Below are 23,153 nucleotides of genomic sequence, written 5' to 3'. Positions count from 1 at the left end.
CAAGGCTGGTCGCCGGCGCGTCACGCGTCGGCGGCCGCGATGACAGCGGAGGGGTGTTCCGATGCAGATGTTCAGAAACAGAAAAACGCGCAGCCTCGCCTATCAGGTGGCGTTTCTCCTCATTCTCGCTCTCGTCATCTTCGGCGCGGTGCATGAGGCCTCGACGAAGCTTGCCGCCCAAGGCATGACCAGCGGTTTCGATTTCCTTCATAAGTCGACCGGTTTTCGGATCGGCTTCTCGCTCATCCCGTTCGATCCGTTCGAAAGCTACCTTCGGATGCTGTGGGTCGGCATCGTCAACACGATCTTCCTCGGTATCCTGAGCATCGTCCTGGCCAATATTATAGGCCTGATCATCGCCGTCTTCCGAATTTCCTCCAATGGCGTACTCAATGATATCGGCACTCTCTATATTGAGACGTTTCGAAATGTGCCGCTCATTCTCCAGGCCTTGTTCTGGTATGCGGCGCTCACTCATCTGCCGCCGACGAGACAGGCTTACTCCGTCTTTGATTCCATCTTCCTGTCCGCCCGCGGCGTGTTCGTGCCGAGCCTTAACGTCGGCGGCCAGTGGTTTGCCGCCGTCGCGCTGGCACTGCTGTTCGGCCTGTCGCTGCTTGCCTGGTTCTCCATGTCGCGGCGCTTCAAGCGTATGAAGAACCGTGGCGTGCTGCAGCTCGGCATTGCAGGCCTAACGCTTGCTGTCATGGTCGGCATTCTCGCTTATGCCCGCGAACCCGGATCGGACATTTTCTCCGTACCAGAGCTGAAAGGCCTGAATTTCCGCGGGGGTATCACCATTCCGCCAGAACTTTCGGCCCTGGCGATCGCCACCGCAATCTATGGCGGCGCCTATATTGCAGAGGTCATTCGCGCCGGTTTCCTGTCTGTCGGCAAGGGCCAGGTGGAGGCTGCGCGCGCGCTTGGTCTCGCTCCCTGGCATGTCTTTTCCCGCGTCCACCTGCCGCTCGCCATCCGCGCCGTGCTGCCGACCCTGATCAACCAGTATGTCTGGCTTTTCAAGGCAACAACGCTCGGCATTGTCGTCGGTTTCGCTGACTTTTTCTCGGTCATTTCGGTTTCCATCAACCAGAGCGGCCAGACGCTGGAACTGATCGCCATACTGATGGCCGGCTTCCTGATCATGAACAACACGCTCTCCTTCGTCCTCAACCGCGTCAACAAGGCGATTGCCCTCAAGGGCACGCAGTTGAGAACCTGAGGAGCGCGCCATGACAACCGTTTCCGACGTGAACACACACCCGCAGCCCCTCAATACCGGCTTCCAGCCTGACGGGCTGGGGGCGCGCCTGCGCCGTCGTTATTTCCGAACGCCCGGCAACGCCATGATTTCCCTGGTGGGCATGGCAGCCCTCCTATATCTCGTCTACCACGCGCTCGACTGGGCGGTGCTGAAAGCAGTGTGGGCTTCGCCCGACGGCACGTCAGCCGTCTGCCGCGACATCGCGGGCGCCTGCTGGGCCGTTATCCAACAGCGCTGGCGCATCATCATCTTCGGCCTGTTTCCCTATGACGAACAGTGGCGCTCCATGCTGGCGTGCATTGCCATGGTGGCGACGATCGTGCTGTCATGCCTGCCTTGGTTCTGGAAACCGCTGCGGCTCTCTACCCTCTGGTGCGCCGGTTTCATCACGTTCTATGTGCTGATGCGCGGCGGCCTGTTTGGCATGCGGGTCGTTATGCCGGCCGACTGGGGCGGGCTGACGCTCACGGTGTTCTTCTATGCCGCCGGCGTCCTCATCGGCATGCCCATGGCTGTTGCCTTGGCGCTGCTTCGTCGATCCGAAATGCCGCTCGTTTCAAGAATGACCGGTGCACTCATTGATGGTGTCCGCTCCCTGCCGCTTATCACCATCCTGTTTACGGCCGCGCTCATCTTCCCCTTCGTCCTGCCGGATTGGCTTCAAGGCGACAAGATCTGGCGCGTCATCATTGGTTTTGCCCTGTTCTTTGCCGCCTATCAGGCGGAGATCATCCGCAGCGGCATACAATCCATCCCTGTTGGCCAGGAAGAGGCTGCCAAGGCGCTCGGACTGAGCTACTGGCATCGAACTGGCCGCATCATCTTGCCCCAGGCCTTCCGCAATGCTTTGCCGCCGACGATCAACCAACTCGTCATCACCTTCAAGGAAACGTCGCTGATCGTCATCATCGGCTTTTTCGATATCCTCGCGTCGGGCAATGCCGCCTATGGCACCGGCGAATGGTCCTTCGCCTATTTCGAGGTCTACATCTTCGTGGCTCTCGTCTACTTCGTGTTCGTCTTCAGCCTTTCCCGCTATGGCGCCTATCTCGAACGGCGCATGCGTTTCGGCCAGCATTGAAAGAAACCCTCATGAGCGAAGCCGCAATACGCATCACCGGCATGAACAAGTACTACGGCAAGTTTCAGGTCCTGCGTGACATCAACCTCGATGTCCGCTCGGGCGAGCGGATCGTCGTGTGCGGACCATCGGGCTCCGGCAAGTCGACACTGATCCGCTGCATAAACCGCCTGGAAGAACACCAGCAAGGCCGCATCGACGTGCTGGGAACGGAGCTGAATGACGATATCGGCAATATCGACCATATCCGGCGCGACGTCGGTATGGTCTTCCAGCACTTCAACCTGTTTCCACACCTGACCGTGCTGGAAAACTGCACGCTTGCGCCGACGCTTGCCCGCAAGGTTCCAGTCGAGGAAGCCGAAGCGACCGCTATGACCTATCTGAAGCGCGTGCGCATTCCCGAGCAGGCACTGAAGTTTCCGGGCCAACTCTCGGGCGGCCAGCAGCAGCGCGTGGCCATTGCCCGCGCGCTTTGCATGAAGCCCAAGATTCTACTCTTCGACGAACCCACATCGGCCCTCGACCCCGAGATGATCAAAGAAGTGCTCGATGTCATGGTTGAACTCGCCAACGACGGCATGACCATGCTTTGCGTCACCCACGAAATGGGCTTCGCGCGACAGGTTGCCGACCGGGTTATCTTCATGGACAAGGGCGAGATCGTCGAAGAAGGCAGACCAGCCGAACTCTTCGACAATCCGAAGAACGAACGCACCCGTACCTTCCTCAGTCAGGTACTCAGCCACTGAAAGGGGAGAGGTGCCTAACGCCCCTTTCCGTCCACCAGCAATCACGTGTAAAGTGGTGCATCAAATAACAATACACGCCTCAGTTATCCGGCTGGAGGCGTCTTGGGTGCCGGCGACAATATGAACAAGACCAAGACCGCAGACGCATCCTTCACCGGTATCGATCTGGCGCCGATCGGTCGCAGCGAAACGCTGGGCCAGCAGGTCCGCACCCAGCTCGGCAGCGCCATCATGGCCGGCCGCTTCAAGCCGGGTCAGAAACTCACCATTCGCGCCGTCGCCACGGCGCTCGATGTCAGCCTGACGCCAGCCCGCGAAGCGCTCTACAATCTCGCCGCCGAGGGTATCCTGGAAATGCGCTCGAACGGCTCGGTCTATGTTCCGACTCTGACGACGGAACGGATAATCGAGCTCACGAAGATCCGTGCGGCGCTCGAAGGGCTGGCCGCCCGCGAGGCCGCCTTGCGCATCACCGACGAGGAAATCGAACATATCATCGAAATCAACGACCTGATGGTCCAGGCAAACGAGCGCAAGGACTATGCCCAGGTCATGGAGTTAAACTGGGAATTCCACTTCGCGATCTATCGGGCCAGCGGGATGAATGAGCTGGTGAGAATGATCGAGAAACGCTGGATGATGAACAGTTCGTATCTCAACGTCATCTATCCCCGGTTCGGTCAGATCGAGCAGGGCATCAACAATCATCACATGATGGTGCGCGCACTTCAATCACGGGACCCCGAGCGCCTCGCCAGCGCTGTCGTCGTCGACATCAATTTTGCGGCCGATACGCTGGTCGACATGATAAAGGCGCAGCTGAGTACGGAGCGGCGGCAGAAGGCCGCGCGTTAAGCCACTGAAAGGCCGGGTGTACTGCGCAACCGCCAGACGACTGTCCAGGCGCCGCTTGTCCCGCTATTCCAATTTTCTCGAGAAAAGCCCGGATGTCCAATCTCATCCTTGACGCGAAAAAATGCATCGCGTTAAATGTTACAACAAATAACATCTACCTCCCGGAGGAAGCGAATGACGGCAACAGCAGTTGTAACCGGCGCGACGGGAGGTATAGGCGATGCAGTTACCAGGCGACTGGTCAGCGAGGGTTTTCGCGTCATTGCGGTCGGCACCCGCCGCGCGGCCCTCGATGAACTCTGTGAAAGATATGGCTGCGAAGGCATCGCTGCCGATATCGGTGACGCGGCAGCCGTCGAGGCCGCGCTTGCAGGATTAAACGCGGATGTTCTCGTCCACGGCGCCGGTATCCTCGGCCCCAACCTGCCCATTCACAAGACGCCTGCGGAGACGATTGCCCAGTTGCTCGCCGTCAATCTCACCGGCCTCTTCAACGTGCTGCGCGCAGTCGTCCCCGGAATGGTTGAAAGGCAGCGCGGAACCATCGTGCTCCTTGGCTCGATCTGCGGCAACGTCCCCGGCGCGGGGCCGGGCGCCTACAGCGCTACCAAGGCCGCCATGCAATCGATTGCCGCCAACCTGCGCTTCGAGCTTCAGGAAACACCCGTCCGTGTCGGCGAGATCCGCCTCGGTCGCGTTCGCACGGGCATCCACAACCAGCTCGACATGGATGCCGATTTTTATGATGGCTATGAATGCATCCTGCCCGACGATGTCGCCGCGACGATCTCGCATATGCTTGCAACCCCGCCGGCCGTCGACCTCTCCATCGTCGAGATGCTGCCCACCCGGCAGGTCGTCGGTGGCACCCGCTTCTCGAAAAGCTGATCCCTGTTCCCTCTCTAAGAAAGGCCTTGTCATGTGCAACGGCACTGCCCACCACAGTACCATCAACTACACGACTATTACGCTCGACGAATGCCTGCCGCTCGCCCGGCGCCTGCAAGGCGAAGGCAAGACCTGGCATTCGCATGTGCTGTCCCCCGGCTGCCGGTTCAACCCTTTCGACGGCCGTTACGCCGCGGTAGTCGAAGATGACGCGACGCATACGGCTTACATCGCGCCGTCCGACGGCTTCCCGCAGGTCGACAAGCAGCTTGTAAGGATGCTGCATGGCGACGACATTCTCGACGCTGGCCACCCCTCCAGCGCAGAGGAAGCGCTGCTTGATGGCTCGCCGCTCCTGCGCCGCCTCATGGAGATCGACGACGCCGGCAAGGTGTGGCACCACCACATGAACTTTCCGGACTGCGCGCTGAATCCGCATCGCGGCCGCTGGGCGATCACGATCGAGTGTGGTGATGACCAGTTTTCCGAAAGCTACGACGACGAACCGCGCGATATCCTGCGCGCCATCGAAGTTCGTTATTTCCGCAATCTCGATAAATCGGGCTGAGTTCTGCCCACAGGCGCGCTCAGGCGCGCCTGTCCTTCATTCGGTTCCAGGCATGCATGCGATTGGCGACCTGAACGGCGACAGGATGAAAGGCAATCGGCTGCATTGACGTGACAGGAAGTGGCATGTCCGCGTCCGTCCGCCGACCCGTCGCCCAACGCCCCATCTCTTGCCCCAGCGCCATGGAGAGCGCGACGCCACGTCCTGAATAAAGCCCCCCGAAGACGAGGCCGGGCGCCAACCGATAAAGATGCGGCTTGAGATTCGGCACCACCGCAAAGGTACCACTCCAGTATTCCGTAATTCGAGGCTCGCCGCCGAGCGGCTTAAACGTGCCCGCCAGCATCCGCGCCACCTTGGCACGACCGCGCCTGTCCTCGTCATGCCAGAACGTGTGCGTCGCACCGCTGACAAGCCGGCCATCGCAATCGTAGTGAAAATAGCGCAGGTCGTTGTGCATGTCCGAGACGGCAGGATTACCGACGAGGATCTGCGCCTTGATGTCGTCAGCCAGTGGCTCGGTCGCCGCCTGAAAGACCTTCATCGGAATCAGCGTGCGTTTCAGGCCCGGCCAGAGATCATCCGTCAGCGCGTTTGTGGCGAGGACGACTTCGCGCGCAGTGACGCTGCCCGCTGCCGTATAGACCCTCCAACCGCGTTCAGCCTTCTCGAGGCGAAGACAGCGCGTATTCTCGAATATGTGCACGCCTTCGCGCTCGATGGCATCCGCCAGTCCCACTGTCATGGCGAAGGGATTGATATGCCCCGAATTGTGAACCATCCATCCGCCGAGATAGCGGCTTCCCACGCGACGTGAAACCTCGTCGCGGTCGAACCACGAAACATGTGCGCCAAAAGCCCTCCACTCATCATGGAACTGCCGCGCGCGGGCATGTGTCGCCTCGGTATGAGCGGGCTGTATCCAGCCTTGCTGGACCTGATGCGCATTGATGCCGAAACGCTGCATCAAGCCAAAGGCCACATCCGCTGCGCCCGCGACGAGCGTGTTGAAACGATCGCCATGGATCTTGCCATAAGCTTTCTCGAGTTCCGACGGCGAGGCCTTGGAATGGTGCGAAATGACGAGGCCGTTGTTGCGTCCGGAAGCGGCCGAACCAATCTCGTTACCTTCAAGAAGCACGACGCCGGCGCCGCTGTCACGAGCACCGAGCGCCGAGGCCAGGCCGGTAAACCCACCACCAACGACGAGCACTTCGGTTTCGATATCGCCGGTCAATGCCGGAGAGGTTTTACGGGCCACTGTCGTCTTCCGCCACAGGTGCGGAGTCTTCCAGTCGACCTCAAACATGAATGGTGTCCTCGGTCGCTCCGCCGAGATAGTGCTCGCCAAGCGCCGAATGCTCCGCCATTTCCTGCGCCGGGCCGTGCAATTTCACCCGGCCCGTATTCAGGAGGTAGCCGTAATCGCCGCATTCCAGCGCAAGCTGGACATTCTGCTCGACGAGCAGGATCGACATGCCGGTTTTCGACAGGTCGAGAATAATGCGGAAAATCTGGTGTACGATCTTCGGGGCCAGACCGAGCGACGGCTCATCCAGCATCAGGAGCTTCGGTTCCGCCATCAGCGCGCGGCCAATCGCCAGCATCTGCTGCTGACCGCCGGACATCCGACTGGCCATGCCGTTGCGGCGTTCCTTCAATACGGGGAAAAGTTCGAACACTTCGGAACGCAACGTCTCGAAGCTCTTGCCGGCACGGCCGATATGTGCGGCGACCAGATTTTCCTCGACGGTCAAACGCTGGAAGATCTGCCGCCCCTCGGGGCAATGTGTCAGCCCCAGGCGCACGACCTGCTCCGGCCGTGCACCAGTGATGTCGCGCCCTTCAAAATGGATCGAGCCTGCCGTCGGGCGCGCAACGCCTGAAATGGAGTTCAGGAGCGTGGTCTTGCCGGCCCCGTTCGGGCCAAGAATGACGACGATCTCGCGGGTGTCGACCTCGAGATCGACGCCTTCAAGAACGCCGACGCGCCCGTATCCCGAGCTGAGCCCGGCGATCCTGAGCAGCGGCTCTGATGTCATCGATGTCATTGTCGGTCCCCAGATAGGCAAGTTGAACGTCGCTGCTCGCCTGAACTTCAGCGGGCGTGCCTTGGAAGAGAAGTTTACCGTGGTGCATGACCACGATGCGGTCGCAGAGCGTCATCACCAGGTCCATGTCGTGCTCGACGACCAGCATGATCCGTTCGGGCGAGCGCAGTTCGGCGAGCTTTGCGGTCAATTCGGCGGTCTCATGATGGTTGAGCCCGGCGGCCGGCTCGTCGAGCAACAGAACCCGCGGCTTCATCGCCAACGCCCGGGCGATCTCCAGCATGCGCTGGCGGCCATAGGGAAGGCTGCCAGCCTCAGCATCTCCATAGCCCTCGAGCCCGAAGAAGCGCAGGATTTCCATTGCGCTTTCGCGGCGCGCAGCGGCACGTTCTCGGCCATAGGGTGGCCAAAGCACCTCCCGCCAGGTGTTATACACTTCGGCAGGATAGGCGCAGACCTCCAGGTTCTCGAGCACCGTCATCTGATCGAACAGCCGGATATTCTGATAGGTCCGCGCGATGCCCGAATTGGCGATCTGGTGCTTCTTCATCCCGTCGAGGCGATGTCCATCCAGCGAAATGGAGCCGTCCGAAACGGTGTAGGAACCGGCTGTCATATTGATCAGCGTCGACTTGCCGGCACCGTTCGGGCCGATCACGCCGTAGATGAGACCGGGCGCGAAGTCCGTGGAGACATCGTTTATCGCGACATTGGCGCCGTATTGCTTGCGCAGGTTTTTGAAGACGAGTGTCATTTGCCGAAAAGCCCCCGAATGAGTTTTTCCGGGCCGAAGGTTCGCGGCACGATGCCAGCCGGGCGCACAATGATCAGCACGACCATCAGGATGCCGAGGAAGAGAATACGCCATTCGGCGAATTCGCGCAGCAGTTCTGGCAAGAGAATGAGAATGGCCGCACCCGCAACGATACCGAGGATGTTGCCGATGCCGCCGATGACGATCATCAGAACGATCAGGACAGATTCCTGAAGCGTGAAGCTTTCCGGGCTGACGAAACGCTGCGAGGCCGCGAAGATCGTTCCGGCGATCGCGCCGATGGTCGCCGATGTGGCGAAGGCAGCGAGCTTGGCATTGGTCGTGTTTATGCCGATGCCGCGCGCGGCATCCTGGTCCTCGCGTATCGCGGCCCATGCCTTGCCGAGGATCGAACGTTCAAGGCGCCAGACGAAAAGGCCGACCAGAAACACCGTGACGAGCAGCAGCCAGTAGATCTCTACCGGGCGCGCAATCTCGACGCCGAGAATGGATGCCTTGTCGAGTCGCGCGATGCCCTTCGGCCCACCCGTCAGCCAGTCGACATTGTTGATGACGATACGGATGATTTCGCCAAAGCCGAGCGTGACGATGGCGAGGTAATCGCCCCTCAGCTTCAGCACGGGGATGCCGAGAAGGATGCCCGTGATCATGCCCAGCACGGCGGCAATGCCGACAATGAGAAGGAACGGCAGATGAAGATCGAGCTGCGGGCTTGCCAATAGCGCATAGGTGTAAGCACCGACCGCATAGAAGGCCACGAAGCCGAGATCGAGAAGCCCCGTATAGCCGATGACGATGTTGAGACCGATCCCCAGCAGGATGTAGATGAGCAGGCTGTTGACGACGCGGATATGATAGTTTGGCAGGAACGGCGTTGCGGCCACGAGTGCGACGATGGCCGCAAGCACGAGAATTGCGACGAGACGCGAGGCCTGCGGTTTTGCGGATGAGGAAATGCCGGCGACGGACATCAGAACTCCCTCTTATAGACCATGCTTTCCTCGGATACGGGCTCACCGAGAATGCCGGCGGGCTTTACGAGAAGCACGAGAATGAGAATGGCGAAGGACAGAACGTCGCGATATTCCGTACCGAGAACTCCATTCGTAATAAGCGGCAGCAGCGCGGTCCCGCCAACTTCCACGAAGGCCAGGATATAGGCACCCAGCATCGCACCGGGGATGGAGCCGATGCCGCCGAGAATGGCCGCGGTGAAGGCCTTGAGCCCGATGACGGCCCCCATCGTCGGCGACATGATACCGTAGTAGCTTGCATAGAGAATGCCACCGGCCGCACCGAGCAGAGGACCGGAGAAGAACACCGCCGAGATGGCGAGGTTGACGTTGATGCCGAGCAGCTGCGCCGTCGGACGGCTCTCGGAAACGGCGCGCACGATGATGCCCATGCGGCTACGGTTGACCAGCGTATAGAGTGCGAACATCAGGACAAAGGCGGCGACGAGAATGCCGATCTGGACCGACGTGACAGTGCCGCCCATTAAGTCGTAGCGTGTTGTCGGGAAGAAGCTCGGAAACGCGACGGGTTGCGGACCAGCAAGGATCTGAACGCCTGTAACAAGTGTCAGCGAAACACCGAGCGACGACAGCATCGGCGCAAGCCGCGTCGAGTTGCGCAACGGCTTGTAAGCCAGCCTCTCGATGCCGACACCGAAGAAACCGACGGCAATCACGGCGCCGAAAAATGCCAATGTGAGGCCGAAGGCGCCGACCGCTCCGATGTCGCCGACGAACACCGTCAGCACGAGGAAGGCGGCATACGCCCCGAGCATGAACATTTCGCCATGAGCAAAATTGATCATGCGCAGCACGCCATAGACCATTGTGTAGCCGAGCGCGATAAGTGCGTAGATCGAGCCGATGGTCAGAGCGTTGACTGTCTGTTGAATAAAGGTTCCCAGCATGGATGTCCTGCCCGGAAGAGTTCGCAGCAATCGCGGCGAACGGGAATCGGTGCGCGGCGGCGGCGCTAGATCGCCGGCCGTACGGCGGAGGGCGGGCCGGCTCTGAAGCCGGCCCGAAACCGTTACCTGGAGCCGGCCAGTTTGAAGTCGTTGCCTTCCACCTTGTAGAGGTAAGAGGGCGCAACTTTCAGCTCGCCAACGTCGTCGAATTCAAGTTCGCCAACCGCAGTCTGAACTTTGACCACATGCAGCGCATCGTTGATTTCCTCACGCGACAGCCCCTTGGTCGACTTCAGCACAGCTTCGAGGATCTGGCCGTGGACATAGCCGTAGATCGAGTACGGGCCAGCTTCCTCGCCATATTTCTCCTTGTAGAGCTTGGCGAATTCGGCGATGGCCGGGGAGGCATCCATCGGCGGAACCTGAATGGCGACCATCGTGCCCTGAACGTTGGCTTCGCCTGCCTGCGTGATGAAGTCAGGCGTGTATCCGCCGTCGGGCACCATGAGCGACGCAGTTACACCCTGCTCGTGCATCTGCTTGGCGAACAGCGCGATCTGCGGCATGACGGCGCCGACATAGATGACATCGGGCGATTTCGCCTTGATCTGTGCGAGCACGGAGGTGAAGTCCACGTCTGTCGGTGCAACAGCGAGCGTGTCGAGCACCTGACCACCGCCGGCCGTGAAGTTCGTTCCGAAGATTTCGGAAATGCCCTGACCGAACACCTGCTTGTCGCTGACGATGACGGCGGTCTTGGCATTGAGCTTCTGCAGAGCATATTCAGCAGGCAGCAGTGCATTTGCCAGATCGTTTGCGACCGGGCGGACCATGAACTTGTAGCCCTGCTTGGTCAGATCCGGGTTGGAGCCGAACGTCATGGTCGGCAGCTCGCAATCCTCGTAGATCGGAAGCGTTGACTGGGCGACGCCGGAATTGAAGTTCACCAGTCCGATGACGACGCTCTCGTCATCGCAGAATTTCTGCGCAACGAGTGTGCCTTCACGCGGGTCGGCCTTGTCGTCCTGCTGGTTGTACTTGACCGTCACGCCGTTAACGCCACCCTCGGCGTTCAGCTTGTCCCAGTACAGCTTGAAGCCGTTGTGCCAGGTGTTGCCGAAATAGGCCTGCGGGCCCGACAAGGGAGCAGCGAGACCGACGGAGATTTCTTCGGCGAAGCTCGGCGTGGCAAGCAGCGAAACGCCGAGGCAAAGTGAGGCAGCGATTTTCATGTGAGTTCCCCTGTGATGGACGCTACGCGAATTGTCGGCCGGCCGTTCCGGTCTCTTGCCATGCACATAAGGAAGCAGACATTTAATGCGACGTCAACAAAGTGTCGACACTATTGCGTTCAATTTTTGCATTAGATGCCTTTTGTCCTCCGCCGACCTCGCGGCGGCGCGGCCGGATCCTGCGATGTGTAGACCTTTAGCAAGGCGTCCTTCAGAGCATCCTGCGTTGCCGAAACGGACATTTCGATATGGTCTCGCAATAACGTCATTCCGCGTTCCGAATCCCGCCGCACGGCGGCTGCGACGATTTCAGAATGGGATGAAACCTGGCGCGGATCATGGGTGCGCTCGATCTGGATACGCCGTATGAAACGAATTCGCGCATTGATCGCAGCAAGCTGGTTCACCAGTTCTGGATTGCCTGAAAGCTCGGCGATCAGCAGATGAAAGCCCTCATCCTTCGCAAGAATCTCATCCGGCGGATTGTCCTGGTAGCCGTCAACGATGCTGGCCCAGTAGGCCGTTAAACGGCCGATTTCTGAGTCATCGGCCCGTTCGCACATCAGGCGGAACGCCGCGCATTCGATAATGGAGCGCAATTCGTAGAGATCGATAAGGCCCTCTGTAGACAGACTGCGCACGAAGAAACCGCGGTTCGGCGTCAGCGATACAAAGCCCTCAGAGGCAAGCCGGTTGAGCGCTTCGCGGACAGGCGTGCGGGAGACGCCAAGACTGCGCGAAAGCTGCACCTCGTTCAACCGCGCATCGGGCTTGAGCTTGAATTCGACGAGGAGCTGGCGGATCGTGTTATACGCACGCTCGCTGCTGTCGGCGGATCGACGGCTGTCCTGCTCGGATTCAACCATCGACGTGTCTGCCGCTTCCAAATCGATTCTTTCCGTCATGGCGCTTCCTGCGTCTTGTCGCTTGCAATGATAGTGTCTACAGTTTTGTACAATATCTTTTTTCTCAACTTCGCGTCGATGGCAAGCCGCCGTCATCACTTTGGAGGCGAACAGTGATTGTCGGCATCATCGGCGTTGGTCATCTCGCAGCTTCGATCCTGTCAGGCCTCTTAAGAGCAGGCGTTGAACCGGCCTCCATTCTCCTTTCCCCACGCGGTCAGGCACACGCGCTCTCCGCGCGCTGGGGCATTCCCCTCGCCGTCGATAATGACGACCTTGTGACTCGCGCGGACATTGTGCTGCTTTCCGTGCGCCCTGTCGATGCGCCCGCCGCCATTGCCGACCTGCCCTGGCGCGCCGGCCAGACGCTCGTGTCGTTTTGTGCCGGTGTGACGATCTCTCATCTTGAAGCAGGCCCCGCTCGCGTGATGCGCGCCATGCCGCTGACGGCCGCCTCGATCAATGCGAGCCCGACCGTGTGCTTCCCGGCCGTCGAACCGGCTATCGGGGTTTTGAAAAAGCTTGGGCCTGTTATCCCGCTTGGCAGTGAAGATGAGTTCGAGATCGCGACTGTCAACGCAGCGGTCTACGGCTGGGCGCAGGATCTCATCCGCCAGTCTGCCGACTGGGCAACAGCGCAGGGGGGGGATGCGGTGGCGATGCGCAAGCTGGCCGCGCTGACCTTCGTCGCAGCCGGTCGTCTGATCGCGGAAACCGACAGGCCGATGGAAACGCTGATCGGCGAATTGGTGACGCCCGGTGGCATCACGGAACTGGGACTTGATGTCCTGGCGAGCGAAGGCCAGCCGCAGGCGTGGCAAGCCGCCTGCGACACCGTTCTACTGAGGTTGTCCGGCCGTTCAAAGGCCTGATAGTAGAGAAATGACCGCTCTCAATCGAGAGCAGCGCGGAACGCTTCGTTGAGATCGTTCCATGGGATCAGCAGATCAAGCCAAGCGCCAATCCGGCCTGCGACAAGGATTGCCTCATCGACGAGGGCCGCCAGCGGCACATCCGTCTGCGTTGCATCACGCAGGGCGAAAAGCAGGGCCGGCGTCTCCTCCATGTGACAGAAGTCGCGCAAGCGCGTCGCCGTTTTGTCGAGTGTGATCGCCATGGTCTGCCGAAGCACGGCGTCATCATACTGAGATTGGCCGGCGCGAACCCACCAGAGCAGTTCGTGCAGGACACGGGCCTCTGCTTCCGCCGCGAAGACCGGGCCGGCAGGATGCATGATCGCGCGCGATACCGTCAGGCGCGCGATATCGTCAGGCATGGCATCCCACAGCGTCTTTCGGCGTGACACAAGATCATCAGGCAACAGAGATGAAGCCGCAGCCGTCGCTTCGGTCTCCTCCCCCTCGGCTAAGGCAAGCGTTCCCTCGATGATCCGATGGCCCTGCTCGTTCTTCAGCATTGCAGCGAGTTCTGCGATACCGTCGACCGGTGCGTCTAGCTGCCCAAGCACGGTGATCTGCGCGTTCTCCGCCTGCAAGGGAGCAAACGTGATCTCCAGGAACTGACGGACGGGCCAATAGATAAAGGCACCGGCCTTCGCGTCGAGCACGTGGGTTGCGCCTTCCACATCCTCGACGAACGGCGCATGCCAGTAGATGTGGCTGCCGGCGATTTTCGGCGTGTGCAGCTGAAGGCGCAGAGGCAAACTCGCAAGCAGTGCCGTGCGTGTGCGGGTCGCATTTCCGCTCAGACGAATTGGCCAGGTCCGACCTTCTGCCGTGAATGTAAGTTGCATTTCCCGTTCCCTTGTTCCCGAAGTGCGGCACCGCCGACACTCGTACTTCAACTCAATACAAATGTGTAGACACTTTTAAGCGCAGCGCTTGAGATCCCGGATTTTGTCTAAGGCGTTTGTGAATGCGCCTTGAGTGCGACCAGCATTCCATCGAGGTCATGACATGGGATGCAGCCAATTGCAGCAATATCGCTGGACACGTCGACTGGAAGGCCGGAGTTCGAATCCTTCGGCACCTCATTCAATCTGCCACCGATCAAGACAGGTAAGTTGACGCCCTGTGCCTTCATCGCCGCCTTCACCGCCTTGGCATAAGACAATGCAACGCCGTTATAGGTGCTGACCGCAACCATATCGGCACCGGCTTCGACGGCGCGCGCGACCAGTGCCTCAGGGTCTACGGCGACGCCCGCATCGACTGTTTCGACGCCTAGCCCCTCAAAGGCCTTTTCGACGAGATACTTGCCGTGCTCATGGACATCAGTGGTGCCTATGCACACGGAAACAGAGGTCGCACCGACGTCCTTGCCGCGCGAAGCGACCCATTCCTCGGCCTTATGGTTGAGTTCGCGCGCCCACTCGGCGTGAATGAGCGGCGTGCGGGCCCGCACGCCAGGAGCGCCCGGGCCAAAGAGGGCTTCCATGCGCTTTGGCCCCATACGGCGGATTGCCAGCAGCAACGCGGCCGGATCGTCCACCGCAACGCCAAGCGCCGCGAGCCCCTCGAGGGTGGACTTGGCAAAACGGCGCCCACCCTCGACGAGCACGCCCGCCATCTTCTCCACCTGCGCCCAGTCGAAGACCGGATCGTAAAACGGCGCTTGCAAGGTCAGCCGGTGCGCGAAAGTCTGCGCGTCGATAATTTCCTCGATGTCGGGGATGCGCTGGTTTTCCGTCACGGGAACCGGATTGACCGCATGCCCCGTCGGCCAGCGCCCGAGCGCGAGAATATCGGCCAGCAGATAGCTTGCAAGGCTCGCATAATTGCCGGCGGGGGTCGATTGATAGGCAACCGTATTGCCGAAAATCATTGTTCCTGGCGTATCACTTACCTGAACCAGGGCGGCATGGAAGGCCGTGCGCGACAGCGGATCGCTGAAGTGGTGACCGTAGCAGTGCGCCAGTCGCGCGCCTATGAGATCTTCTACGATATGCTTTTCGATGAGCACCATACCCAGTGCACAAGCCATATCGATAAAAAGCCCCGCAAAACCGTCATCGAGATTGGAATGAACAAGAATTTCGGCATCCTGCGCGGCAATAAGCCCAAGCGCCGTTACGGTCGCCTCGGTCGTTGCCACGTCGTCGTCCCAATAGGGCAGACGGAACGTGAAATACTGGCCAAGATTGCCGACGGCCGTGGCGCCCGCCGCTATGGCGGCGCGTGTGTTTTCCAGCGCGCCCGGAAGACCGAGCATGAAATCGCCGAAATGTGCAGCGGCAGGCGCCGCCTCGATGATACGGGCGAAGTCCTCTGGACCAGTCAGGACGATGCCGGTGCCGCGCGACGCCTTCGCACGCCAGGATTCGGGATATCCCATAGACCAGTCGAGCGTGATACCGAAACGATCGACTGTCACGCCGGCCTCAGCGCAGGAACCATGGACTGCGCGAATACCCTCGATCGTGCGGTTGACATCGCGGAAACCGATATGGGCATGCTGCATGATCCGACGGCTTGCGGCAGCCTGCCGCTTCCATTCCGCTTCGGAGGCCACGCCCATCTCGCGCATGAAGCGGCTGGTTCCAAGGCGCCAGTCCCGCGCCATCGCTCGCCCACGAACGAGCAGTTCAACTCCCGGCGTAAGGCGCGGATCCTGGAGGCCGGGTATGTCGTCTTTGGTCATGATACAATCCGGTCAGCAAGGGCAAGTTTAGAACACGGCTGGCTTAGGCGGAGAGCCGCACCCTTTCGAGGCGCATGTTACCCACGAAAAGGTGCGGATGGACCCGACGGCATGCCGGAAGGACCGCCTCCTTCCGGAGCAAACCGTACTGAGAGCGTAGCGCGCAAAAAGTGTCTACACAATAGTAGACAGATAAAGATTCTTCTCTCTATAGTGCCGGCATACGATTGGAGACGGCAATGAACGAGTTCGACGTTGTGGTGATCGGGTCCGGATCCGCGGCATGCGCGGCAGGCTTGCGCGCCGCCATTGGCGGGTTGAAGGTCCTGGTCATCGAGAAATCCGATCGGCTCGGCGGTACGTCCGCCATGTCGGGGGCGGGCATCTGGATCCCGGCGAACCATATAGCCGCCGCCGCTGGCATTGCGGACAGTAAGCAGGAGGCGCTCGCCTATCTTCATGCCGTCCAACCGCCAAAGCAGAAGGAAACTAACAGCGGCCGGTGGGCTGCCTTCGTGGAAGCGGCACCCGACATGCTCCAGTTCCTTGCGAAGAATACGCCGCTGGATTTCCAGCTCGTCGCGGAACCCGATCCCTTCACGGAAGCTCCGGGCGGCAAGATGTTTGGCCGCATGGTGACGCCGAGGGCCTTAAGCCGCCGCCTTCTCGGCCGTTTCGCCAAGACACTCCGCCGTTCGACCCTGCCGCATAGCTTTACCTATAAGGAAGCCGTCGATCTCGACATCTATCATCACCCCGTTAAGGCAGGCTTGAAGGTCTGGAACAAGCTTCTCTACCGCTGGCTGACCAATGCAGGCGGTCAAGGCACCGCGCTGATGGTTGGCCTGATCAAAGGGTGCCTTGATGTCGGCGTTGAGTTCCGGCTGGAAACGCGCGCAGTGCGCCTCATCCAGGATGCGGAAAGCCGCGTCACGGGTGTCGAGGTCGAGCACGATGGAAAGAAGAGCCAGATCGATGCCGCCAGAGGCGTGATCATCGCCAGCGGCGGCTTCGAATGGAACAAGGAGATGCTAGACCAGCATTTTCCAGGCCCGATCGACCGGATCGGCAGCCCAAGCAGCAATGAGGGCGACGGACAGATGCTGGCTCGCCTGGCCGATGCAGCGCTGCTCTGTATGGATCAGGCAAACATTTATCCGTGCCTTCCGACGCGGTATGAGCGGCGCCCGAGCGGCCTGCCCATGACATTTCAGGCTGAACCGCATTCCATCGTGGTCAATCGACATGCGAAGCGGTTCGTCAGCGAAAGCGATTTCAATATCGGCGAAGCGTTGGATGCGCGCGACGACAACGGAATGACGGTCAATCTCCCGGCATTCCTCGTCGGCGATCACCGTTTCCTCGACGCAGCACTACCCTTTCGATGGTATGCGGCGTACGACCGGGGTTGGGTCAAGAAGGCGAGCACCGTAAGCGAACTGGCCGGCAAGCTGGGGCTTCCGCCGCATGCCCTTGAAGAAACCATCGCACGCTGGAATGCGCAGTGCGCGACAGGGCGCGATACGGACTTCCGCCGCGGCGAGAATAGCTGGGAAGAATACAAGGCTCACGGCGCGCCGAACCGACTGAAACCCATCGACAAACCGCCATATGTCGGCATGTCGCTCAACCGCTCGATCCTCGGCACAAAGGGCGGCGCCAGTACCAACGAGCGAGGCCAGGTTCTTCGCGAGGATGGATCGGTTATCGCCGGCCTATATGCGGCAGGCCTTGCAATGGCAAACCCGTTCGGTACCCGTGCTGTTGGAGCAGGCACGACACTCGGCCCCAATATGACCTGGGGTTATATCGCGGCAAACACCATTTTAAAGCAAAATCAGTAGCCTGCATGTCTCGGGAAACAGAGTTACGCCTTCTCGTTTTGAATGGACGGCGAAAGGCGGGTACGCGCAGGGGCTCTTCCCATGCCGTGTAGAAGTGGCCTCTCGCAGAAAAAATAGGCGCAGAGCCCGACAGTCAATCCCGCACACATGGATGTGACAAAGACGATCGACGTTGCGAGGCTGATCATGCTGCCGGCCTTGACCGCTACGGATATCGCGAATGTGTGCCAGAGATAGATAGAATAGGATGCGGAGCCCAAAAGGGCGGGAAACTTAAAAAGCGGGATACCGGTGCCCTGTTTTTCCAGGAAGGCGGTGCCATAGACGAGAGCGGCGGCAAGCGGACCGCAGATCCACTCGTCAAACGGCAGATTCCAAATTCCGATCGTGGCAAAGCCGGCCACTGCCGCGACAACGAGAGCAGATGCCAGCCAGCGGGGCGCTCTATGCCTGGAGAGCCATAGGCGGCCGATCAGCATACCGGCGACGAACTCCAGGATGATCGGCCTCGTATAGGTGACGAAAAGGGCATCGTCGCGTTTCAGCACGAGACCGAGGGCAACGAGGAACAGGAAGATCGCCGCGATGACAGTCAGGCGCGCGCGCGCAGGCAGGAACAGGCAGGTCGCGAAGGCGACGTAGAAGAACATCTCGTAATTGAGCGTCCAACCCTGAACGAGAACCGGCCAGATTTCTCCGCTGCTCGGCGATCGCATCGGCACGAAGAACAGCGACGCGCCGACATGGCCGGCTGTCAGAACCAGATTGGGAAACAGCCCCGCGAGCGCTCCCGCCACCATGACCCCGGTCGCCAGCCAGTAGACAGGCACGATACGGCGGATCCGCTCTCGCAGAAAGCGTCCGGGCGACACGGGCCGCCGTTCGACAATCACCCACATGATGAAGCCGCTGATGACAAAGAAGACATCAACGCCAGCCGCACCGATGGCAAAGGCATAACCACTGCGCTCGGCTGCATGGAAGGCAAGGACCGCAAGAGCTGCAAACGCGCGCAGATACTGGATACCGTAGAGTGTCTCTCGGCGAGCTTCGGGGATGGCCGCGGGCGTCATGCGGACACGGCTCCCTGGCGACGGCGGACAGGCCGCCCAACCGTCACGAACCGATGAGCCTCGCTTCGCCGCCCATCCGTCAGCTTGCCGGCAGCGAAATACAGCAGGAAGGAGCCGACGTGATAGGGATTTAGAATATCGATCTCCACGAAGGTGCGCACCGCCAGCAGGGCGGCGATCGTGAAGAGCACCAGTGCCTCGCGGTCGCGGGCAACCGACAGCAGACGGCGCAAGTGCCCGATGAGCGTGCCAAGGAGCACCATGGACAGCAGCAGGCAGCCGATCAGGCCTGTCTCGACGGTCGCGGCGATAAACGTGTTGTGGAAGTGGAAGCCACTGCGCCCCGCAATGAAGAACGCCGCCCAGAGTCGTTCCGCTTCCGCAAAACCCTGTACCCAGAAGGCCTGGTAGCCGATGCCGACGAGCGGCGCCTCGCTTGCCGTCGCGATGCCCTGCTGCCACAGATAGGTGCGCCCGGTGAGCGTCGCATCCTTGCCAAAGACGCCGAGGACCATCTCGAAGCCACCACCATAGACGGCGGCGAGACCGAGCCCCAAGGTCAGCACGGCGAGTGTCGCGAACAACATCTTACGGTGACGTGGTGCGAGCATTTCCAATGCTCGCAGCGCCAGGCAAAGACCGGCGACGGCGACTGTCGTGAGAACTGACGTCGCCGATTGCGAGGCCTTCAGGCAGTAAAGCGCGACCAGCACACAGCCAACCGCCGCCAGTCTCCAGACACCGCGCTCCATGCCGAGAAAGAGCGCGGCGAAGGCGAACAGCACAGAGAGCGAGGCGTAGAATCCGAGCTGGTTCTTGGAAGCAAAGGCACCGACAAAGCTGTAGGTCCCGTCGAGCGGATCGAGATGATAGACGCCGAAGGCAAGCGAATAGAACAGCACCAGCCCCGTACCGATCAACCCGCCGCGCACCAGCGTGCGCGTGTCAACGACGCGCATCGCGATGAGCGCGCACACGACATGCGAGAGATACTGCAGCGACGTGCGCATCGTTGCACCTGGCGCCTGCGACCAAAAGACGGAAAGGCAGGCGAAAAGCGCAAAGGCGAAGAGCCAGAGGTAGTGCGCATAGTTGCCGAGAACCCGCCGGTAATCGACAGCGATCAGCGGCAGCCACAGGGCGTAGTATGCGAGGATCGATACCTGGCCGAAGCGGAAGGAATAGGCGAACACGAAAAACGACAGCGCGACGGCGAAGGCGCCATAGGCCTCGTTGCCGTCAGGTCCGATGAGCCGGCTCCGCGCGATCCGCATCGGCGGTCTCACTGGGTCGCGAGGCTGGCTTCCACCTTGACGACATCGCCCGGCAGGACCGGCGTCGTTTCGGTGGCGCGGATCTGCTCGGTCTTGCCCTTGACCGTGCGGAGGATGGAATAGCCGATATTCGCGGTGGAAAGTCCGTTCTTCAGCGTGGCGGCATCGGCCGATTGCATCAGTGCCTCCGACATGAGATCACGGCTGGTGCCAAGCTTCAGCGCCAGGGTGTCGAGCTCCTGCTCGGTGTTTTGCAACTCCTGCGCCAGTTCGGCATCGCGGTCATTGGTCAGGTTCGTCTCGTCCTGAGAGGCCTTGTTGATATCCTGCTTCGCCTTCAGCGAGGCCGTGTCGATATCCAGCAGGGCTGCCTGAAGGTCGGCGGTGCGCTGTTCCAGCGCAAGACGCCGGGAGCTGATGGCGAGCCCCTTTTCCGCGAGCGTATCGACCTTGGAAAGGTCGCCCTGGACGAGTTCAAGCTGGCGCGTTTGGGTTTCGGACTTCTTGGCGAGCGAGTCGATTTCATTCTCGAGCAGTGACTTGAGATCGGCCAGTGCCGTCAATTGCAAGCGCTGCCGCTTTTCGCGTGAGGCCATCAGCGCCTTTTCACTTTCCATGATCGCCCGTGCCTCCTCGGATTTGACGAGTTCCTTCGGCATCTCGATCTCCGTAGCGCCGGTCATCTCCGCCGTGATGCGTGCGCGGCGGATCAGCAGACGATTGCGCTCGGCGACATAGACGGCGGCCTCGCCTTCCGAGCGCAGGAAATCACGAGCAAAGCGCTGGCCGGGATCAGCCCGGCGCAATCCACCACCGAAGCTGACGGCCTTGAGGACCGTCAGGCCCGGCGCATAAGGATAGGCACCGGGTGTCTGTACATCGCCGGACAGATAGACCGGCCGGTATTCGGCGATCTCCACCGATGCTGACGGCAGGTCCTTGAGGCCGAAGAGCACTTGCATCTTCTTTCCGATATCGGCCGAGAGATCCGCAGTGGTGCGGCCATCGGCCGGCAACTGGCCGATGAACGGTAGAGAGAGTGAACCATCTGCGCCGATCCGGTAATCACCGCTGACGGCGCCCCAGTCACGGATCGCGCCTTCGGCTGTCTGCCATTCCGCGACACGGATGCGCAACTTGTCCATGACACCGAGCCGGTACTCCTCCGCAGAGGCGGAGGATCCGGCTGCGAGCATCACAACAAGCGCGAGGCCACCGAGCATTCTCATTGAAAAGGCGTGCGCGGCCGTGGCTGCGGTCGGAATCGTTTTCATAGGAACCTCTTGCGGAAATCAGTAACTGCCGCGCGAAAGGCACACGGCCGGAATGGTGCGCGCAACGATGACGAGATCGCGTGTGAGCGACCAGTTGCGCACATAGTGCGTATCAAAGGCGATCCGCGCTGCGTAGGAAACGTCATTACGGCCACTGACCTGCCAGAGGCCGGTGAGACCCGGGCGGCTGCGCAGATAATAGACGGCGGACGTCTCGTAGAGTTCCAGTTCATCCTCGACCACCGGGCGAGGACCAACGATGCTCATCTCTCCCTTGAGAATGTTGATGAGCTGCGGAAGTTCATCGAGGCTGAGCTTGCGCAGCACCGTGCCAAGAACAGTGACGCGCGGGTCGTCCTGCAGCTTCCGCGTGGCCCGCCATTCCTCGAGGGCTTCAGGATTCTCTTCGAAATACTGGTGGAGAAGGGCGTCGCCATTCTCCGCCATCGTGCGGAATTTCAGGCAACGGAACGTCGTTCCATTGTAGCCGATGCGGCGGTGGCCATAGAAGATGCTGCCACCGTCGGTGGACTTCACAAGTGCCATGATCAACAAGAAGATCGGGCTGAGCAGGATAAGCGCGGCAAGCGCTACCAGGATGTCAAAGCTCCTTTTCGATATCCCCCCCACCGGCGGCGCGCCGGCTGCGACAGAACTGAATAACGGCGAACTGGCCGATCGGCTCGCGGACTTCATAGAGATGGCTCCATTCGAATTGCGATAGGGTCGGGTCCCTCGGACGCGTTCAGACATCCAATGCGCAGTGTGTGGTCACAGTTTGTTTTTCTGCGCGTGATCTGACGAATTATCGCCCTCACCGCACATTTAAGAAAATCGTGATGTCCTAAATTTTTGGATGTCGAAGTATATGAAAAGCATAAAGCAAGGCGTCTGGTTCAAAAAGATCGTCGATCACGCACTGATATTCCTTGAGACGCGCCAAATTTGCCTGAAGTGACCGAGGTTGATGAGCTTTTTTTACATTGATATACGTTGCTGCCTCGACACGCGATGGTACATATGCACACCACGACATGAAACCATCTACTAATTTTGCGGCGCAATATTATTTTGCACCGCACACTTTCTCCATAAGGAATCGCTCACATTGTAACAAAAGGTGATCACTGCCGCTGCGAAGCGCAACCCCATGGCTGCAACGGAAATTTGCGGACTCGCTTTTTCGGCGTATTTCCAGTCGTTCTAGAGGGAAAGGTGCCGAAATCTGGGCAGCAAAGTGGCGGACGCGATTCTCGGCAGGGCCACAACCGTCTTAACGGAAGCGCAAGATCGATGGGTCAAGGATCGGAACCGGCCAGGCATGACCTCATTAATCCTGATAGTTGCATGCGGTCGCGCCACCGCCTATAGTTCCAGCCAGCCTCAGAGGAGAAGGCGATCCACCGATGAAACCAGCGCCGGACACAAAATGGCGGGACAGCATGGCCTATGTGCCACGCTTTTTTCTGAGCATGGCGATCGTGCTCGTGGCGTTCGCTGTCGTCACCTACGCCAGCACCGGATCCGTCGCGACAACAGCGATCCAAACCCTCATCTGCGCAGTTCTCATCCAGGTCGGCTATTTTATTGCCGTGCTCTACCTCACCTGGCGCGTCAGCAAGGCCCGCAAGGCTAAAGCAGGACACCTCACGACAGATCTAGAAAAGGCATCTGCCAAGGTCCCCGTCTCGATGAACGAGCCCGGCCACTCCCAGCCCTGACCCTGCACTGATCCGGCAGGGCCGTTTTTGTGCCCCCTTTTCCTTTCATGCTGCATTGCAGCGCGGACATGTCCG

At 60.1% G+C, this 23,153-nt stretch carries 22 protein-coding genes; 9 read left to right on the top strand and 13 right to left on the bottom strand.

Annotated elements, in window-relative coordinates; genetic code table 11:
• Window positions 1-61: 61 nt before the first annotated feature.
• From MNR02_RS22025 to MNR02_RS22000, 6 genes are all read left to right on the top strand, one after another.
• Window positions 62-1,222, top strand: coding sequence for an amino acid ABC transporter permease (locus MNR02_RS22025; protein WP_241949595.1), 1,161 nt, complete (start codon window positions 62-64; stop codon window positions 1,220-1,222).
• 10 nt (window positions 1,223-1,232) lie between these two features.
• The gene (locus MNR02_RS22020) at window positions 1,233-2,345 is read left to right on the top strand and encodes an amino acid ABC transporter permease (RefSeq protein ID WP_241949594.1); all 1,113 of its coding nucleotides are present in this window, start codon (window positions 1,233-1,235) and stop codon (window positions 2,343-2,345) included.
• 11 nt (window positions 2,346-2,356) lie between these two features.
• Window positions 2,357-3,097: an amino acid ABC transporter ATP-binding protein gene (locus MNR02_RS22015; protein ID WP_241604473.1), complete on the top strand. Its 741-nt coding sequence runs from the start codon at window positions 2,357-2,359 to the stop codon at window positions 3,095-3,097.
• 120 nt (window positions 3,098-3,217) lie between these two features.
• Window positions 3,218-3,952, top strand: a complete 735-nt coding sequence (locus MNR02_RS22010) for a GntR family transcriptional regulator (protein ID WP_241604475.1) — start codon at window positions 3,218-3,220, stop codon at window positions 3,950-3,952.
• Between the two features lie 174 nt (window positions 3,953-4,126).
• Window positions 4,127-4,840 (top strand): SDR family oxidoreductase, encoded by a 714-nt coding sequence (locus tag MNR02_RS22005; protein WP_241949868.1) that lies wholly within the window; start codon window positions 4,127-4,129, stop codon window positions 4,838-4,840.
• 31 nt (window positions 4,841-4,871) lie between these two features.
• On the top strand, window positions 4,872-5,408 hold the full coding sequence (locus MNR02_RS22000; RefSeq protein ID WP_241949867.1) for a hypothetical protein: 537 nt from the start codon (window positions 4,872-4,874) through the stop codon (window positions 5,406-5,408).
• Between the two features lie 19 nt (window positions 5,409-5,427).
• On the opposite strand, the gene MNR02_RS21995 is transcribed toward MNR02_RS22000, so the two are convergent.
• From MNR02_RS21995 to MNR02_RS21965, 7 genes are all read right to left on the bottom strand, one after another.
• Window positions 5,428-6,717 (bottom strand): FAD-binding oxidoreductase, encoded by a 1,290-nt coding sequence (locus MNR02_RS21995; protein WP_241949866.1) that lies wholly within the window; start codon window positions 6,715-6,717, stop codon window positions 5,428-5,430.
• Window positions 6,710-7,459, bottom strand: coding sequence for an ABC transporter ATP-binding protein (locus MNR02_RS21990; RefSeq protein ID WP_312409720.1), 750 nt, complete (start codon window positions 7,457-7,459; stop codon window positions 6,710-6,712). The genes MNR02_RS21995 and MNR02_RS21990 overlap by 8 nt, the downstream gene beginning before the upstream one ends.
• A complete protein-coding gene (locus tag MNR02_RS21985; protein ID WP_241949865.1) occupies window positions 7,383-8,213 on the bottom strand; it encodes an ABC transporter ATP-binding protein in 831 nt (276 codons plus the stop codon). Before MNR02_RS21985 ends, MNR02_RS21990 begins: the two co-directional genes overlap by 77 nt.
• A complete protein-coding gene (locus tag MNR02_RS21980; protein ID WP_241604485.1) occupies window positions 8,210-9,205 on the bottom strand; it encodes a branched-chain amino acid ABC transporter permease in 996 nt (331 codons plus the stop codon). Before MNR02_RS21980 ends, MNR02_RS21985 begins: the two co-directional genes overlap by 4 nt.
• Window positions 9,205-10,155, bottom strand: a complete 951-nt coding sequence (locus tag MNR02_RS21975; RefSeq protein WP_241949864.1) for a branched-chain amino acid ABC transporter permease — start codon at window positions 10,153-10,155, stop codon at window positions 9,205-9,207. Before MNR02_RS21975 ends, MNR02_RS21980 begins: the two co-directional genes overlap by 1 nt.
• Before the next feature lie 122 nt (window positions 10,156-10,277).
• Entirely contained in the window at window positions 10,278-11,387 is a 1,110-nt protein-coding gene (locus MNR02_RS21970; protein WP_241949863.1) for a branched-chain amino acid ABC transporter substrate-binding protein, read from the bottom strand.
• A 131-nt stretch (window positions 11,388-11,518) separates the two neighbouring features.
• On the bottom strand, window positions 11,519-12,388 hold the full coding sequence (locus tag MNR02_RS21965; RefSeq protein WP_241949879.1) for a GntR family transcriptional regulator: 870 nt from the start codon (window positions 12,386-12,388) through the stop codon (window positions 11,519-11,521).
• Window positions 12,389-12,405: 17 nt separating this feature from the next.
• Here MNR02_RS21965 and MNR02_RS21960 point away from each other — a divergent pair, with 17 nt between their 5' ends.
• Window positions 12,406-13,164, top strand: coding sequence for a pyrroline-5-carboxylate reductase (locus tag MNR02_RS21960; protein WP_241949862.1), 759 nt, complete (start codon window positions 12,406-12,408; stop codon window positions 13,162-13,164).
• A gap of 20 nt (window positions 13,165-13,184) precedes the next feature.
• Here MNR02_RS21960 and MNR02_RS21955 read toward each other — a convergent pair whose 3' ends face one another.
• Together MNR02_RS21955 and MNR02_RS21950 are read right to left on the bottom strand one after the other, a co-directional pair.
• Window positions 13,185-14,045: a hypothetical protein gene (locus tag MNR02_RS21955; RefSeq protein WP_241949861.1), complete on the bottom strand. Its 861-nt coding sequence runs from the start codon at window positions 14,043-14,045 to the stop codon at window positions 13,185-13,187.
• 107 nt (window positions 14,046-14,152) lie between these two features.
• Entirely contained in the window at window positions 14,153-15,892 is a 1,740-nt protein-coding gene (locus MNR02_RS21950; protein ID WP_241949860.1) for a cobalamin-dependent protein, read from the bottom strand.
• 239 nt (window positions 15,893-16,131) lie between these two features.
• Between MNR02_RS21950 and MNR02_RS21945 the strand changes: the two genes are divergently transcribed.
• Window positions 16,132-17,736: an FAD-dependent oxidoreductase gene (locus tag MNR02_RS21945; RefSeq protein ID WP_241949859.1), complete on the top strand. Its 1,605-nt coding sequence runs from the start codon at window positions 16,132-16,134 to the stop codon at window positions 17,734-17,736.
• 23 nt (window positions 17,737-17,759) lie between these two features.
• Here MNR02_RS21945 and MNR02_RS21940 read toward each other — a convergent pair whose 3' ends face one another.
• From MNR02_RS21940 to MNR02_RS21925, 4 genes are all read right to left on the bottom strand, one after another.
• Entirely contained in the window at window positions 17,760-18,809 is a 1,050-nt protein-coding gene (locus MNR02_RS21940; protein WP_241949858.1) for an acyltransferase, read from the bottom strand.
• Window positions 18,806-20,083 carry an O-antigen ligase gene (locus MNR02_RS21935; protein ID WP_241949857.1) on the bottom strand — a complete coding sequence of 426 codons (1,278 nt, stop codon included), beginning with the start codon at window positions 20,081-20,083 and terminating at the stop codon, window positions 18,806-18,808. The genes MNR02_RS21940 and MNR02_RS21935 overlap by 4 nt, the downstream gene beginning before the upstream one ends.
• Window positions 20,084-20,091: 8 nt before the next feature.
• Window positions 20,092-21,312 (bottom strand): polysaccharide biosynthesis/export family protein, encoded by a 1,221-nt coding sequence (locus MNR02_RS21930; RefSeq protein ID WP_241949878.1) that lies wholly within the window; start codon window positions 21,310-21,312, stop codon window positions 20,092-20,094.
• A 63-nt stretch (window positions 21,313-21,375) separates the two neighbouring features.
• A complete protein-coding gene (locus tag MNR02_RS21925; protein WP_241949856.1) occupies window positions 21,376-22,053 on the bottom strand; it encodes a sugar transferase in 678 nt (225 codons plus the stop codon).
• Window positions 22,054-22,763: 710 nt separating this feature from the next.
• Here MNR02_RS21925 and MNR02_RS21920 point away from each other — a divergent pair.
• Window positions 22,764-23,078 carry an exopolysaccharide production repressor protein gene (locus MNR02_RS21920; RefSeq protein WP_305854569.1) on the top strand — a complete coding sequence of 105 codons (315 nt, stop codon included), beginning with the start codon at window positions 22,764-22,766 and terminating at the stop codon, window positions 23,076-23,078.
• Window positions 23,079-23,153: the final 75 nt, after the last annotated feature.

This window comes from Shinella sp. H4-D48, from assembly GCF_022637395.1.
In the GTDB taxonomy this organism is placed as follows: Bacteria; Pseudomonadota; Alphaproteobacteria; order Rhizobiales; family Rhizobiaceae; genus Shinella; species Shinella sedimenti.
The sequence above is the reverse complement of the archived record's forward strand: the minus strand, read 5'-3'. Positions and strand labels throughout refer to the sequence as shown.